This is a genomic window from Nocardia sp. Root136, from assembly GCF_001427185.1.
GTDB lineage: Bacteria > Actinomycetota > Actinomycetes > Mycobacteriales > Mycobacteriaceae > Nocardia > Nocardia salmonicida.
The window spans coordinates 101,262-115,327 of sequence record NZ_LMFE01000009.1 but is presented as its reverse complement, the minus strand read 5'-3'; the positions used below and the strand labels follow the sequence as shown (position 1 = coordinate 115,327).

Annotated in this window: 15 protein-coding genes; 6 read left to right on the top strand and 9 right to left on the bottom strand. The window is 66.7% G+C overall.

Annotation, left to right across the window (positions count from 1 at the left end):
* Window positions 1-26 precede the first annotated feature (26 nt).
* Window positions 27-1,397 (top strand): hypothetical protein, encoded by a 1,371-nt coding sequence (locus tag ASD42_RS23880; protein WP_235569804.1) that lies wholly within the window; start codon window positions 27-29, stop codon window positions 1,395-1,397.
* A 12-nt stretch (window positions 1,398-1,409) separates the two neighbouring features.
* On the opposite strand, the gene ASD42_RS23875 is transcribed toward ASD42_RS23880, so the two are convergent.
* On the bottom strand, window positions 1,410-1,829 hold the full coding sequence (locus ASD42_RS23875) for an SRPBCC family protein (protein ID WP_056820731.1): 420 nt from the start codon (window positions 1,827-1,829) through the stop codon (window positions 1,410-1,412).
* A gap of 119 nt (window positions 1,830-1,948) precedes the next feature.
* Here ASD42_RS23875 and ASD42_RS23870 point away from each other — a divergent pair, with 119 nt between their 5' ends.
* The 3 genes from ASD42_RS23870 to ASD42_RS23860 are packed head-to-tail and all read left to right on the top strand — an operon-like array spanning window position 1,949 to window position 5,017.
* Complete coding sequence (locus ASD42_RS23870) at window positions 1,949-2,743, top strand: helix-turn-helix transcriptional regulator (protein ID WP_056820728.1); 795 nt, start codon at window positions 1,949-1,951, stop codon at window positions 2,741-2,743.
* Between the two features lie 43 nt (window positions 2,744-2,786).
* Window positions 2,787-3,428 (top strand): TetR/AcrR family transcriptional regulator, encoded by a 642-nt coding sequence (locus tag ASD42_RS23865; protein WP_056820726.1) that lies wholly within the window; start codon window positions 2,787-2,789, stop codon window positions 3,426-3,428.
* Complete coding sequence (locus tag ASD42_RS23860) at window positions 3,425-5,017, top strand: MDR family MFS transporter (RefSeq protein ID WP_056820725.1); 1,593 nt, start codon at window positions 3,425-3,427, stop codon at window positions 5,015-5,017. Before ASD42_RS23865 ends, ASD42_RS23860 begins: the two co-directional genes overlap by 4 nt.
* 66 nt (window positions 5,018-5,083) lie before the next feature.
* Here ASD42_RS23860 and ASD42_RS23855 read toward each other — a convergent pair whose 3' ends face one another.
* Entirely contained in the window at window positions 5,084-5,920 is an 837-nt protein-coding gene (locus tag ASD42_RS23855) for an SDR family oxidoreductase (protein ID WP_056820723.1), read from the bottom strand.
* Window positions 5,921-6,045: 125 nt separating this feature from the next.
* On the opposite strand from ASD42_RS23855, the gene ASD42_RS23850 reads away from it, so the two are divergent.
* Window positions 6,046-6,519 carry a MarR family winged helix-turn-helix transcriptional regulator gene (locus tag ASD42_RS23850; protein WP_056820722.1) on the top strand — a complete coding sequence of 158 codons (474 nt, stop codon included), beginning with the start codon at window positions 6,046-6,048 and terminating at the stop codon, window positions 6,517-6,519.
* 49 nt (window positions 6,520-6,568) lie between these two features.
* Here ASD42_RS23850 and ASD42_RS23845 read toward each other — a convergent pair whose 3' ends face one another.
* Genes ASD42_RS23845 through ASD42_RS23835 form a run of 3 tightly spaced genes read right to left on the bottom strand, consistent with a single transcriptional unit; the run spans window position 6,569 to window position 7,972 of the window.
* On the bottom strand, window positions 6,569-6,826 hold the full coding sequence (locus ASD42_RS23845; protein WP_235569803.1) for a cytochrome C oxidase subunit IV family protein: 258 nt from the start codon (window positions 6,824-6,826) through the stop codon (window positions 6,569-6,571).
* 10 nt (window positions 6,827-6,836) lie between these two features.
* A complete protein-coding gene (locus ASD42_RS23840) occupies window positions 6,837-7,415 on the bottom strand; it encodes a cytochrome c oxidase subunit 3 (protein ID WP_056820721.1) in 579 nt (192 codons plus the stop codon).
* On the bottom strand, window positions 7,412-7,972 hold the full coding sequence (locus ASD42_RS23835; RefSeq protein ID WP_056820956.1) for a hypothetical protein: 561 nt from the start codon (window positions 7,970-7,972) through the stop codon (window positions 7,412-7,414). The genes ASD42_RS23840 and ASD42_RS23835 overlap by 4 nt, the downstream gene beginning before the upstream one ends.
* Window positions 7,973-8,312: 340 nt before the next feature.
* Here ASD42_RS23835 and ASD42_RS23830 point away from each other — a divergent pair, with 340 nt between their 5' ends.
* Window positions 8,313-8,906: a TetR/AcrR family transcriptional regulator gene (locus tag ASD42_RS23830; protein WP_235569802.1), complete on the top strand. Its 594-nt coding sequence runs from the start codon at window positions 8,313-8,315 to the stop codon at window positions 8,904-8,906.
* A gap of 86 nt (window positions 8,907-8,992) precedes the next feature.
* Here the strand turns inward: ASD42_RS23830 and fadD11 are convergent, their stop codons facing one another.
* From fadD11 to ASD42_RS23810, 4 genes are read right to left on the bottom strand one after another with little or no spacing between them, the layout of a single operon-like run.
* Complete coding sequence (gene fadD11 / locus ASD42_RS23825; protein WP_056820719.1) at window positions 8,993-10,792, bottom strand: fatty acid--CoA ligase FadD11; 1,800 nt, start codon at window positions 10,790-10,792, stop codon at window positions 8,993-8,995.
* The gene (locus ASD42_RS23820) at window positions 10,789-11,694 is read right to left on the bottom strand and encodes an alpha/beta hydrolase (protein ID WP_063893735.1); all 906 of its coding nucleotides are present in this window, start codon (window positions 11,692-11,694) and stop codon (window positions 10,789-10,791) included. Before ASD42_RS23820 ends, fadD11 begins: the two co-directional genes overlap by 4 nt.
* Window positions 11,695-11,735: 41 nt before the next feature.
* Entirely contained in the window at window positions 11,736-12,608 is an 873-nt protein-coding gene (locus tag ASD42_RS23815; protein ID WP_056820954.1) for a short-chain dehydrogenase/reductase, read from the bottom strand.
* Entirely contained in the window at window positions 12,608-14,065 is a 1,458-nt protein-coding gene (locus ASD42_RS23810) for a flavin-containing monooxygenase (protein WP_056820716.1), read from the bottom strand. The genes ASD42_RS23815 and ASD42_RS23810 overlap by 1 nt, the downstream gene beginning before the upstream one ends.
* Between the last annotated feature and the right edge of the window lies 1 nt (window position 14,066).

Genomic DNA, 14,066 nt, shown 5'->3' with positions numbered 1-14,066 from the left:
ACGGGACGCCACATCGAAGGAGCATCGTGAATGCCTCATCCGGAGCTGATGAACCTCTGAACGCTTCCGAGCGCGAGGAACTCGAGCGTCTGCGGCGGGAACGCGCGGAGCTACTCGGCAACGAAACCTCGGCCGCGGGCCGCACACAAGCGTCCGGCCACCGGAAGTTGCGGTGGACGGGTGCGGCGATCCTGCTGGTGCTGGTCGTCGTCCTGTCTTTTTTCGCGGTCCTGGCCCGCTACACCCACAACGAGGTCCTCGATTCCGACCGCTATGTCCAGAAGATGGCGTCGCTGGGATCGAATCCGGTGCTGCAGGGCGAACTCACCGATCGGATCACCAAGGAGATCGTGACCCGCCTCGACGTCGAGGCCGTCACCGCCGACGCGCTGCGGTCGATCGCCGAAGAGGCTCCTCGGGTGCCGCCCGCTGTGGTCGGTCTGGCGCCGGTGATCGCCGATCAGGCCGAGACGTTGGTGCACCGGACGGTGGAATCGTTCGTGGCCTCCGACCGATTCGAAGCCCTGTGGATCGAGGCCAATCGGAAGGCGCATCAGCGGCTGGTCGCGGTGTTGACCGGGGATACCCGACCCGGCGTCGAGATCAGTGACGAGGGCGTGGTCAGCATCTCGCTGGCCCCGATCATCGACCGGGTCCGCGCCGCGTTGATCGATCGGGGATTCGCGTTCGCGAACGAGATCCCCACGATCGACAAGTCGTTCGTGCTGTTCGAATCGTCCGAACTCGCCACGGCACAGCGGGCGACCTCAGCGTTGGACAAGGCCTCCTCGGTACTGCCCTGGTTGGTGCTGTTGGTTGCCGCGGCTGCGGTGTGGGTGTCACCGAAAGGCGCACGCCGACGGGCCATTTCGCTGGTGGGAGTCAGTATCGCGGTGGCGATGGCGCTGCTGGCCGTGGCGATCGCGCTCGGCCGGTCGCTGTATATGGGGGCCATCCCGGCGGAGGTCCTGTCCCAGCAGAGTGCCGCGGTATTGATCGACACGATGCTGGTCCCGCTGCGAACTATGTTGCGGGCGGTTTTCGTGCTGGCGGTGGTGGTCGCTGTCGTCGGCTATCTCACCGGATCGTCGGGATCGGCGGTCGCGGTCCGTGGCGCGGGTGTGAAGGCACTCGACGCGCTGCGTGTACCGAAGAACGGTCGGGCACCGTATCCGTTCGAGTCCGCGGTCGCGCGGTTCAGGGTTCCACTGCGGGTGGTCATCATCGTGATCGCGGTGGCGACCCTGGTGTTCTGGCCGTACCCGTCGGGCGTGGTCGTGGTGGTGACCGTGCTCGTCGCGGTAGCGGCCCTGGTGGTGGTGGAGTTGATCGCTCGACCGGCGCTGGTGGAACACGACACACCGGATGCGGCGGCGGTGCTCACCCGCAACGAGTGAGCACCACCGACGTCACGAGATCGGCTTCATCGCCCCCGCCTCCAATGCCGAACGGATCACCGTGGCTCCGTGCTCGACGGATTCGGCGATCGGTGCGGCGAGCGCTTCGGGAAGAACATCGGTGTGCCAGATGAACCGGGTCCTGCCGTCGGCCTCCGGTACGGCCTGCATCCAAGCATGGTGATGCGAGGGGTGCAGACTTCCGCCGACCACGGTGTAGGCGACACGCCTGCTCACCGGATCGAGGTCGACGAGCCGTTCGGCGACGACGGTCCCGTCGGCGAAGGTGACTGTGCGGGTGTCGGCGTCGAGCCGGGTATCGGTGACGAAGCCCGGAGCGAGTCGTTCATGGACAGCGCCGAAGTCGCGCAGTACATCCCAGACCTCGTCCGGTGCGGCGTCGACGAGAAACTCTTTGTGAACAGATGCCATGGTGTCCTCCAGGTCAGGCCGCGGGGTTCGTGCCCACTCAGCATTCAGTCCCGACCGGTCCCCGGTCTTGAAGATCTTTGCGGGGTCGATGTGTCGTAGCCTCGGCGTACGGTCAGTCCATGCTGTGCGCCGTACCCCTTGCCGCCCGGCCGGATTTCACCGTGACCACGGTGACCTGCCATGCCGACCACACCCGATGGTCGGCGCCGGAGGCTTGCGGGGAGCACCGCCTGGTTCTCGTGCGGCGCGGTAGATTCCGGCGTCGAGCCGACGGGGTCGAGGCAGACCTGGATCCGACTTTCGGCTACCTGGGCGCACCCGGGGAGGAAGAACGGTTCGCCCATCCGGCGGGTGGGGACGTCTGCACCTCGGTGAGCATCGCGCCCGAATTCTGGGAGGGACCGACGGCCGCGCGAGCGGTGTACATCGACGCGCGCGTCGAGCTGGCCCATCACCGGTTGCTCGGTGCCGCCACCCTCGGCGATATCGATTACGCGCTGACCGAGGAGCTGGTCCGGCTCGTCGCTCTCGCCACCGGCCGGTCGGCCCCGCGTCCCCGTCCTGCCGACCAGGCGATGGTCGCCGCCGCGCGCCACGCGATCCTCGCCGGTGCGCCCGAAGCCGCTGGGTTGCGGTCGCTGGCCGGACTGCTGATGGTCTCGCCGTACCGGCTGAGCCGGGTGTTCTCCCACCACATGGGCGTCTCACTGACCCACTACCGCAACCGGGTACGCGTCGGCCAGGCCCTCGATCGGCTCACCCACGGCGACACCGGCCTCGCCGATCTCGCCGCCGACCTCGGCTTCGCGGACCAACCCCACCTGACTCGAACCGTCCGCGAGCACCTCGGCCACACTCCGGTCGCGCTGCGCCGACTACTGACTCGGCACGCGGCCGGGCTCGCCGGGCAATGATTTGCAGTTTCTGAAATATTGCAGTTTGTGCTAATTTATTGACGTGACTCAGGAGCCGGCCAAACAGGCCTCGATCGGGCTGCGCGAACAGAAGAAGCAACGGACTCTGCTCGATCTATGCCTGGCCGCACGGCGGTTGGCGGTCGAGCACGGGCTGGATGCGACCAACGTCGACGACATCGCCAAGTCGGTGGGTGTCTCCTCGCGCACCTTCTTCAACTACTACGACACCAAACTCGACGCGGTGGTCGGCCCGATCGAGGAGATCGGCACGCCCGAAGCCAGGCGGCAATTCGTCGCAGGCGGTCCGACCGGTGTGCTCATCGAAGACCTCACCTGGCTGCATGCTGCGGGCTTTCAGCCGGAAGACGAAGTGCGCGAAGGTATCTCGCTGATCACCAAGCTGGTGATGGCCGAGCCGAGGGTGCTCGCCGCGTTCATCGCCTCCGGCGCTCGGATGGAGGCCGCTACGGCCGAACTCCTCGCGGCCAGGCTCGGGGCCGACGTCGCTCCCGAATTCGCCTCGCTCACTGCGGGAATCATGACCACCATCACCACGCGGGCGGCGATGTCGCTGGCCGCGGACCCGAACGGGTCGCTGGCCGCAGCGCTGCACGAGCACTGCGCCATGGCCGCCCGGCTGTTCGATCGGCCGGACGACAGCACAAGGGAGACGCTCCGATGACCACGACGGCCGACTCGCCGCCCACCCCGATCGTCCTGACGCAGAAGCGGATCTGGCTGATCTTCTCCGCTCTGATCGCGGGCATGTTCCTGGCCAGCCTCGATCAGATGATCGTCGGCACCGCGATGCCGACGATCGTCGGCGAACTCGGCGGGGTCTCCCACATGGCCTGGACCGCCACCTCGTATCTGCTCGCCACCACGATCGTGATGCCGATCTACGGAAAACTCGGCGATATGTTCGGCAGGCGCTGGCTGTTCTTGTTCGCGATCGCGGTGTTCACCGCCGCGTCCATCGGCGCCGCCGCGTCGACCGGGTTCTGGGAATTCATCGCCTTCCGCGGCCTGCAGGGCGTCGGCGGCGGTGGGCTGATGATCCTGGCGCAGGCCATCATCGCCGATGTGGTGCCCGCCAAGGATCGCGGCAAGTACATGGCTCCGATGGGTGCGGTTTTCGGTATCACCTCGGTCGCCGGACCGCTGCTCGGCGGTCTGTTCGCCGACCACCTCGACTGGCGGTGGTGCTTCTGGATCAATGTGCCGATCGGCTTGGCCGCGCTGTTCATCGCCTTCCGCTACCTGAACATCCCCAGCCATCGCCCCAAGTCCCGGCCCGACTACCTCGGCATCGTGCTCATGTCGAGCGCGACCACCTTGCTGATCCTGATCACCGACTGGGGCGGCAAGCAGTACGACTGGGGCTCGACTGTGATGGTGTCGATGATCGCCGCCTTCGTCGTAGTGGTCGGAGCCTTCGTGTTCGTCGAGTCGCGGGCCGCGGAGCCGATGCTGCCGCTGTGGCTGTTCCGCAATCGGACCTTCGTGCTGACCTCGCTCATCGGTTTCCTCGTCGGCCTGGTGATGTTCGCGGCGATCGGCTTCATCCCGACCTACCTGCAGATGGCCAGCGGTACCTCCGCCTCGGTGTCGGGCCTGCTGCTGATCCCGATGATGATCGGCATGATGCTCACGCTGATCACCTCGATGAACGCGATCACCAAAACCGGTCGCTACCGGGTGTATCCGCCGATCGGCGCCGCGCTCATCGCGATCGACATGCTGTGGCTGACGCGTCTGGACGCCAACACCTCGATGTGGCTGGTCTCGGCCATGCTGTTCGTCATGGGCGCGGGCCTGGGCCTGATCATGCAGATCATCGTACTCGTGGTGCAGAACGCGGTGGCGCCCGACCAGATCGGCACGGCGACCAGCGCGAACAACTACTTCCGCGAGATGGGTGGCGCACTGGGCATCGCGATCTTCGGCTCCATCTTCACCAGCAGGCTGACCGAGAATCTCACCGGCGCGTTCCAGGCGAACTGGCAGGAGGCGATGGCGGCGAAAATCGACCCGAGCGCGCTGATCCCCTCGGTGGTCAAGAACCTGCCGGACAAGCTCCACGACGCGATCGTCGGCGCCTACGTCGACGCGCTGGTCCCCGGATTCTGGTACCTGATCCCCGGCGCGGTGCTCGCGTTCGGACTCGCATTGTTCATCCCGCACCTGACCCTGTCCGACGAAGCGGGCATGGTCGCGCGCGGTGAAGCGGTCATGGAAGAGCCGGAACCGGAACTGGTCAAAGAGGGCTGAGTAAGTCGAAAAGCGCCCGTCACACCACCTGGTGTGACGGGTGCTTTTCGTGGGTGAGATCGGTGATCAGGAACCCTCATGTGCGGCATCGAGGAGCGGCTGCCCGATGACGCCCATCGCTTGCGAGGCGCCACCGAGCACCCAGCCGCCGTCGGCGGGCAGCACGACGCCGGAGATGAAGTCGGCGAGCGGGGAGGCGAGGAATCGGCAGACGTTGGCGACGTCGCGGGGGGTGCCGTAGCGGCGCAGCGGGACGCTGTCGGTGACCAGGGCCCGATCCTGCTCGGTCGGCGCCAGGCGGGCCATACCCTCGGTTCCGTCGATCGGGCCGGGGATCACGCCGTTGACGCGGACTCCGTGCGGACCCCATTCCAGCGCCAGGACCTTGGTGAGCATGTCGACGCCTGCCTTGGCGGCACACACGTGCGCCTGGGTGATCGTCGGCAACTCCGACTGCGGTGCCGAGATGTTGATGACCGAGGCGCCCGGCTTGCGCAGGAATGGGTAGCTCGCGCGCAGGACGTTGAACGTGCCGAGCAGATCGATGTCGACCACCGACTTGAAGCCGTTGGCGGACATGCCGAGGGCGGCGGCGGGGAAGTTGCCCGCCGCACCGGAGATCATCACGTCGAAGTCGCCGAACTGCTGATGCACCGATTCCAGGACCGCTTCGGTCGCGCTGTAATCGCGGACATCGGCGCTCCCGCCGATCGCCTCGGCGCCGAGCGCGCGCAGCCGTTCGACGGCCGCGTCGACCTTGTCCGCGGAGCGACTGAGCACCGCGACCCGGGCGCCCGCTCGCGCGAAGTCCTCGGCCACACCGAGATTGATGCCGCTGGTTCCGCCCGCGACGACGACGACCTTGTCGGTCAGGTCGATCTTCTGGATGAATTCTGACTCCATGCGAGGCAGACTATCAGTAGTACGAACTATTACTTGTCGCGATTATCGGCTGTGGTGGCCGAGGCAGGGGCTCGTCCCGACTACTATCGGTCTGCTGTCCAGTCCAGAAATCGAGGTTTCCACCAGTGACCGAACCGTTGCTCCCGGATATGGTCGCCGACCACACCACCTGCCTGCTGATCAAGCTCGGACAGGTGATGTTCCGAGTCAGCGAGGATCGGCTCGCCACGCTGGGGCTGCGGACGAGGCACTTCATGATCTTGAAGGTGCTGGCCGGCGACAAGGCCAGCTCGCAGCTCGAACTGGGTACGCGCTTGCGCATCGACTCGACCACGATGGTCGCCGCGATCGACCATCTGGAGGCCGCCGGGCTGGCCGCCAGGATTCGCGATCACCGCGACCGCCGACGGTTTCTCATCGAGATCACCGAGGAGGGGATGCGCGCGGTCGAGCAGGCCGACGAGCTGGTCGGCACACTGAACAACGACCTGCTCGACGGCCTCGATCCCGATGAGCGCACCAACCTGCACCGAGCGTTGCTGGCGCTGAATTCCGGCGATGCGCTGCCGCTGGCCTACGACGCCGTCCGGCAACGCTGACGCCTGAGACGGCTGAGGCTGTCGGCCGCGAAGCGTAATCAGTGCCAGCTCATACGGTCCCGACCAGGTAGGCAAAGGTGAGGACGCCGAAGACGGCGGTTGCCCACAGCCCGCATGCCAGTCGCAACCACAGCGGAGCTCGGGCGACCTCCATGTAGGAGCCGATCACCAGGACGACTTTGCCTGCTGTGAGCATGAGGACCACGGCGGCAACGATTCTCGAAGTGTTCGCCGCCGAGCTCTCGGACCAGGAGGCGATCGTGCACGTGATCAGGGCGAGCCAGACGATCATGTTCTGTTTGGACACGAACCGCTCCCTAGAGTAGGTAGATCAAGGCGAACAGGACGATCCACAGCACATCGACCATGTGCCAATAGACGCCGATTCCTTCCAGGACCGCGATGTCGTTCGTGCGGGGATCACGGTGGCATCGCCGCACGGCGACGGTCAGTCCGAGCAAGCCGACCAGTACGTGTACCAGGTGGATCCCGGTGAAGACGAAGTAGTACATGTAGAAGTCGCGCAGATCCGGGCTTGTCCCGGCGTTCAGATGCTGGTGGTATTCGAATGCCTTGAGCGCCACGAACATCCCACCCAAGGCCATCGCGGCGAGATACCAGCGCCGCGCGGTGCGCAGTCCGCCGCCGCGGGCGATCGTCAAACCCATCGCCACGGCAGCGGAACTGGTGATCAGTGCGGCCGTATTCGCCAGCCCGACAGCCTGATTCATCTGAGATCGGCCCAGCTCGAACAGCTCGGGGCTCGCTCGGTGATTCCAGCCCCACACCCCGAAGAAGATTCCGAACACCGTCAGATCGCCGAGAACGAACAGCCAGAGCTCGGGTTCGCCGGGGACATGCCGCGACGGCTTCGCCCTGGTCGCGGTGAGCGTCATGCGCCGTGTCCCACCGGTTCGGGTTCCTCGACGGCGAAGTGCTTGTCGACGATCGGCACCAACACGAACGGTGAGATAACGAAGAAGACGATGAACAACACCGCGGGAATCCAGAATCCGATCAGGCCGTTCCAGGCGAAGGGTCCGTCGTGGAAGAAGAAGACGAGCAGCTCGGGCAGATACAGCACGGCGATCCACAGGTTGAGGTAGCCGAACCAGCGCGGCGCGATCGGATCCTCACGCGGGCTCATCACCAGGACGCCGTAGGCGATGAGGACCCACACCAGCACGAACATCGGAATGCCGCCCATGAACTGCAGGAACCCGTAGTCGCTGGCGTACTGCACGAGGTCGGGGTTGCGATCGGAGCGGAACGCGGCCATCGCGAACGAGAACGGGGTGTAGAAGTTGAAGACCAGATAGGTCGCGAGGGTGAACCCCATCATGAGGGTCAGCATCCCGGTGTGCCGCTCGATCTTTCGGGTCACCAGCACCAGCAGTGCCGATACCGGGAACAGGAAGAACGTCGAGCACATCATGAGCACGGCGGCCAGCATCAGCGGCAGATGCCGATCCTGGAACTGAGCGGCGACCTCTTCTGGTCCGGCGCCGGGCGGGATCGGGGGGAAGAAGCGCGCTACCAGCAACCAGCCGGTGCCGAACACCGCCAGATAGAGCACACCGCACCACGCGCCGAAACGTTCCAGCAGTCGATTGTTCATCGCATCTCCTCGGCCGAACCAAGTTGGCGTTACGAGTAGTAACAGAAAGTATTGACCAATTGGTAATATAGATTGCGCAGGTAGGCGCGTCAATAGGTGCCGGACTGGTGTGCGATGAATTGAATGAATACGCGGTTTTGGTAAATTGACCGTTCGCGCGACGAAAGGCCACGACATGCCTCGGACGGCGGGCACGAAGGGGATGCCGCGAGCCCAGCGGGAGGACCAGATCATCGCCGCCGCCGCCGAGCAGATCGCTCATCTCGGATACGCGGGGCTCTCGCTCGGCGTCGTCGCCGAACACGTCGGGGTGTCGAAACCCCTGGTGTATTCCTACTTCGGCACGAAGGACGGCCTCTACTCGGAGTGCGTGACGCGGATCGGCAACGCCATCGCCGACGCGATCGAACCGGTGCTCGCCGGACCGCCCGAGCTGGCTATGGCCGACGCGACTCTGGCGGCGATCTTCGGAGTACTCGCCCAGCGCCCGTACGAATGGAATGTGCTGACCGACCGTACGCACCCGGTCGACGGTCCGGCTGCCGACGCCGCGCGTGCCGCCCGCCGCCGTATCGCTGAGCAGGCTGCCAGGGGATCCGCGGCGGTCGCGATCTCCCGCGGCGTCACCGACCCCGCTGATTTGTCCGCCTTGACCGAGGTCTGGATGGGCGTGGTCGGCGCGATGGTTTCCTGGTGGCAACGCCACCCCGAGGAATCCGCGGAGGCGATGGCCGCGCGTGGTCGGCGCCTCATCACTGTGCTCGGGTGACCTGTCGGGCATCGACGAGCTCGGCACAGCGAACAGCCCCAGTCGAGATCGGCTGGGGCTGTTCTAGTTTCGGCTGAGGTGACCTGCTATCCGACGTTGACGATGTCTGCGGACGGGTTCTCGGCGTAGAGCTCGTCGATCTGCGCGGTGTACTTCTCGGCGATCACCTTGCGCTTGAGCTTCAAGGTGAGCGTGACCTCGTCGCCGCCCGCCTCCCAGAACGTGGGCAGAATGCGGAAGCGCTTGACCTGCTCGACGCGCGAGAGCTTGCTGTTTCCCGCTGCCACACCGGCTTCGATCGCGGCGAGCACCGTGGCGTCGACAGCCAGCGCGGCGGCGGAGGCATCGGGCAGCCCGTGTTCGCGCGCGTAGGGCTCGACGGATTCGGCGTCGAGCACGATCAACGCGGTGTTGTAGGATCTGCCGTCGCCGAGAACGGCCATGGCGCCGATCAGTGGGGTGGCGGCCTTGATCGCGTTCTCGATATTGGTGGGCGACATGTTCTTGCCCGCCGCGTTGATGATCATCTCTTTCTTCCGGTCGACGACCCGGAGGTAGCCCGCGTCATCGATGCTGACGATGTCACCGGTGTGCAGCCAGCCCTCGGTATCGATCGCCTCGGCGGTCTGCGTGGGCAGCCCGCGGTAGCCCTTCATCACCAGCGGTCCGCGCACGTGCAGTTCGCCGTCGTCGGACAGCCGTGATTCCATGCCGGGCAACAGCTTTCCGACCGCACCGAGCTTGGCGTCGCGGGGATGGCTGACGCTGCAGATACACGACAGCTCCGACATGCCCCAGATCTCGGCGATCGGAATACCGAGTCCGGCGAAGAAGGCCAGCGTCTGGGGTGGGATCGGGGCCGCGCCCGACATGGCCCACCGCACCCGGTCCAGACCGAGGGCCGCGCGCAGCTTGCTCAGTACCAGTTCGTCGGCGCGCGCCCATTCGGCGGCGAGCTCGGCGGGCACCGGTTCGTCCGCCAGTTGATGGGCGCTGCGGGCCGCGGCGACCGACATCGCCCAGGCCATGGCTTGGCGGCGGGTCTCGTCGGGTTCGGCCGCGACCTTGAATTCGATGGCGGCCTTGAGCTTCTCCCACACCCGCGGCACCGCGCCCCAGATCGTCGGATGCAGGTCGGCGAGAGCGGCGGCGATCAGCTTGGGGTCGCCGACGCTGGTCACCTGGGTGCCGAGCACCTCCTGGACATAGAGCCCGGTCAGGCGGTCGGCGATGTGGGCGGTCGGCATGAACGAGGTGATGGAGTCACCGAATTCGATGCCGAGGATCTCGGCGATGCCGTACACCTGGAACAGCAGTGCGGCGTGGGTGGTCTCGACACCCTTGGGCGCGCCGGTGGTGCCCGAGGTGTAGATCAGCGTCGCGACATCGTCGCCGCGCACCGCACGCCAGGCGGCATCGAAATCGAAATCGTCGCGGCCCGCCGCCAGCAGTTCGGCGACCGACAAGGTGCCCTCGGGCGCCTCGTCCACGCACACGATGTGGTCGAGGTCGACACCGGCGGAGGCGATCAGCTTCGCGTACTGCGGCTCGCAGATCACCACGCGCGCCGCGGCATTGCCGAGCACATAGGCGAGCTGGTCGGGGGAGAGGGTGTTGTACACCGAGAACGAGGTGGCGCCCAGGTGCTGTGCGCCGACCTCGAGGGGATAGAACTCCACCCGGTTGCTCATCATCAACGCGACGGTGTCGCCGTGGCGCACCCCGAGACCGGCCAGCCCGGCGGCGACCGCGCGAACCTGGGTCGCGTACTCGCCCCAGGTGATGGTCTCGGTGTCACCGGGGGTGCGCAGAGCGACCGCGTCGGGATAGCGCGACGCGGTGTGCTGGAACGCTGCGGGCAGGGTGTCGAAACGGGAAATGCTCACGAGGCAGGAACTTTCTGGGTCATGACCGCGGGGGCGGTGTCGAGATGGGCGGCGACGAACCTCGCCGCCGCGCGATAGGCCGTTCTGGACTCGGGGACGACGGCGGGCAGCGTCTGGAAGGCATGCATCTGATCCGGCCACACCTGCAGCTCGCAGTGCGCCCCGGTGGCCTGCCAGCGCCGCGCCAGTTCGGTCGCGTCGGCGCCGAAATACTCGGTGTCGCTGGCGTGGATCAGGGTGGGCGGCAACCGCATTCCGTGGACGGGCTGTAGCTCGAACGGTTCGGCGGTGAAGGCGGCGATCGCCTGCCTGGCGATCTGGGTGGACAGCAGACCGTCGCGGTGCTCGTGCTTCTCGTGGTCGACCGCGATGGCCAGACTCAGGTCGACCATCGGGGAGAACAACACCAGCGCACCCGGTTCGGGCCGCCCCGCGCGGGCATTCTCGACGGTCAGGTGAGCCGCCAGGAAGCCACCGGCCGAATCCCCGGCGACGACGATCCGGTCGGCGCTGTAACGCCGGGTCAGCCACTGGAACGCCGCGGCGACATCGGACGGCGCGGCGGGACAGGGGTGCTCGGGGGCGAGCCGGTAGTCCAGGGTGAACACCGGAAGCTTTGTCGCGGTGGATAATCGGGACGCGACGCCGCGATACCCGAGGGCCGAGCCCGCGACGAACCCACCACCGTGGACGTAGAGGACGACCGCGTCGGTGCGGTCGGCTCGCGGCCCACGCACCCACTCGCCGCGGATCCCGTCGGTGTCCACGCGCTCGGTGGTCGTCGCGCGCAACGGCGGCGCGCCCGCCCGCATGGCCTGCTCGATGAGCAGCCGTGACGCCGGCAGCGTGTAGGCGTTCACCGGCGCGAGCGCCGCCAACTGGCCCACGGTGAACGCCGACATCTGCCGAAGTGTGCGAGCCCGCAGCGACCCGCGTTCGCCGCTCATCGGCGGCGCTCGATCGCCCGGATCAGCTCGTGCACCGTGGTGTCGGCGGCGAGCCGGTGGTCGAGGACGACATTGATCGCTCCACGCAGCAGGGCGTAAGGCTCCCACCCGCTGGGCGCGATGGTGCGCGGCGCCCGGCGGCCGATGCCGTCGGCGATCGTGCGGGCCGCGTACTCGGCGGTGATCCGCACATTGAGCGGCCACGGCAGCATCCCGTCGAGCTCTTTGCCCAGATCGTCGGAGTCGAGCATGTCATGGGTCATCGCGGTGTCGACGATGCCGAAGTAGGCCACGCCCGCACTGGCCCCGCTCGCGGCGAGTTCCACGCGCAGTGCCCGTCCCAACTGCTCGACCGCGGCCTTGCTCACCATGTACGGCGACCCGCCCATCCCCGGCGCGAAGGCCGCGCACGAGGACACCACCACGACGTGTCCGCGCGCGGACACGATGTGGTCCAGCGCCGGATGCACGGTGTTGAACACACCGGTGAGGTTGATCCCGATCACCCGGTCGAAGTCCGCCGGGTCCATCGTGCGCACGGTGGCGGGCACGGGAGTCACGCCAGCGTTGGCGACGACCACGTCGAGCGCGCCGAACAGCCGCACCACCTCGTCGACCGTCGCTGCCATCTGTGCTCGGTCGGCAACATCGGCGCCGATACCGTGGGCATCCAGCCCCAACTCGTCGGCAGCCCGGCGGGCCGCGACCGCATCGATGTCGACCACGACGACCCGCGCACCACGACGGGACAGGATCGCGGCCAACTCTCGGCCGATGCCCTGAGCGGCGCCGGTGATCAGGACGACCTTGCCCGCCACGTCATAGGAGGGCGCGAACCAGCTGGCCGGCGCGAGATCGGGTAGGCGCATCATGCCGACACCTCATAGGACTCGATGTCGAATCGACGGGTGCGGCGGCGGTATTCGAAACTCCAGTTCGGATAGAGCCCGGCGTTGCCGCCTTCGGCGGTGGTGTAGTAGCTCTCGCAGCCCCCGGTGAGCCAGACGGTGTCGGCGCTGCGTTTGCCCATCTCCTCCACGAAATCGCGCTGCACCTGCGGACGGACCTCGACCCTGGTCTCGCCGCGGGCGCGCAGCGTGCTCAGCGCGTCGACGATGTAGGCGATCTGCGACTCGATCATGAAGACCGCCGATTGGTTGCCCGCCGCACCGAACGGCCCGAGCGTGCAGAAGAAATTGGGGAATCCGGACACCGCGGCGCCGAGATAGGTCTGCGGCCGCTGCTGGAAGACCTGCGCGATCGAGCGCCCGTCGTGGCCGACGATGCGGTCGAAAACGCTGGGCGTGGTGGTGAATCCGGTGCCGTAGATGATGGTATCCACGGGGATCTCGACTCCGGCGCGGGTGAGGATGGAATGCGCGCGCACCTCGGCGATGCCGTCGGTCACCACCGCGACGTTGTCCTTGTCGAGGGTGGGGAGGTAGGCGTCGGAGAAGATCGCCCGCTTACAGCCGATCATGTAGTCCGGCGTCACCTTGGCGCGCAGTTCCGGGTCTCGGATCTGACGCCGCAGCTGGATCCGGCCGAGCAGCTCGAAGGGATGACGGAACCGGTTGTCGACGAACCCGACCAGGCCGAATCCCTCGATCAACGAATACCAGGTACCGCGAACGGCCTTCTGCGCCAACGGGATCTGCCGCAACAGTCGACGTTCCAGGCCGATGGTCGCCCGGTCCATCCGCGGCACGATCCACGGCGCCGATCGCTGGAACACCGTCAGAGCGTCGACCTTCGGCTGGATCTCCGGCACGAACTGGACCGCGGAGGCGCCGGTACCGATCACCGCGACCCGCTTGCCGGTCAGATCGTGGTCGTGATCCCAGTGCAGGGAATGGAAGGCCGTGCCCTCGAAGTTCTCGATGCCGGGCAGCGACGGGTACTTCGCCTCGGCGAAAATGCCCGCCGCGGAAAGGAAGTAGTCCGCGGTGAGCTCGCCACGCGAGGTCTCGATCCGCCACAGCGACTGCTCGTCGTCCCAGCGCGCGTCCAGCAGTTCGGTGCCGAGGCGCACGTGCCGGGTCACGTCGTTGTCCTGGGCGACCGCGCGCAGGTAGTCGAGGATCTCGGGCTGCTTGCCGTAGGTGCGCGACCAGTCCGCGTTGGGCGCGAAGGAGTAGCTGTAGAGCTGGGAAGGGACATCGCACGCACAGCCGGGGTAGGTGTTCGCCTGCCAGGTGCCGCCGAGGTCATCGGCGCGTTCGAGCACGACGATGTCGTCGAACCCGGCTTCGCGCAGCTTGATCGTCAGCCCGATTCCGCCGAATCCGGCGCCGAGCACGACGATGTGCGTGTGTTCTGTGGGCATG

Coding starts and splice junctions, on each gene's coding strand:
- ASD42_RS23875 (WP_056820731.1), bottom strand. CDS start 1,829: ATGGCATCTGTTCACAAAGAGTTTCTCGTCGACGCCGCACCGGACGAG.
- ASD42_RS23870 (WP_056820728.1), top strand. CDS start 1,949: ATGCTGTGCGCCGTACCCCTTGCCGCCCGGCCGGATTTCACCGTGACC.
- ASD42_RS23860 (WP_056820725.1), top strand. CDS start 3,425: ATGACCACGACGGCCGACTCGCCGCCCACCCCGATCGTCCTGACGCAG.
- ASD42_RS23855 (WP_056820723.1), bottom strand. CDS start 5,920: ATGGAGTCAGAATTCATCCAGAAGATCGACCTGACCGACAAGGTCGTC.
- ASD42_RS23840 (WP_056820721.1), bottom strand. CDS start 7,415: ATGACGCTCACCGCGACCAGGGCGAAGCCGTCGCGGCATGTCCCCGGC.
- ASD42_RS23835 (WP_056820956.1), bottom strand. CDS start 7,972: ATGCTGGCCGCCGTGCTCATGATGTGCTCGACGTTCTTCCTGTTCCCG.
- ASD42_RS23830 (WP_235569802.1), top strand. CDS start 8,313: ATGCCTCGGACGGCGGGCACGAAGGGGATGCCGCGAGCCCAGCGGGAG.
- ASD42_RS23820 (WP_063893735.1), bottom strand. CDS start 11,694: ATGTCGGCGTTCACCGTGGGCCAGTTGGCGGCGCTCGCGCCGGTGAAC.
- ASD42_RS23815 (WP_056820954.1), bottom strand. CDS start 12,608: ATGCGCCTACCCGATCTCGCGCCGGCCAGCTGGTTCGCGCCCTCCTAT.
- ASD42_RS23810 (WP_056820716.1), bottom strand. CDS start 14,065: ATGCCCACAGAACACACGCACATCGTCGTGCTCGGCGCCGGATTCGGC.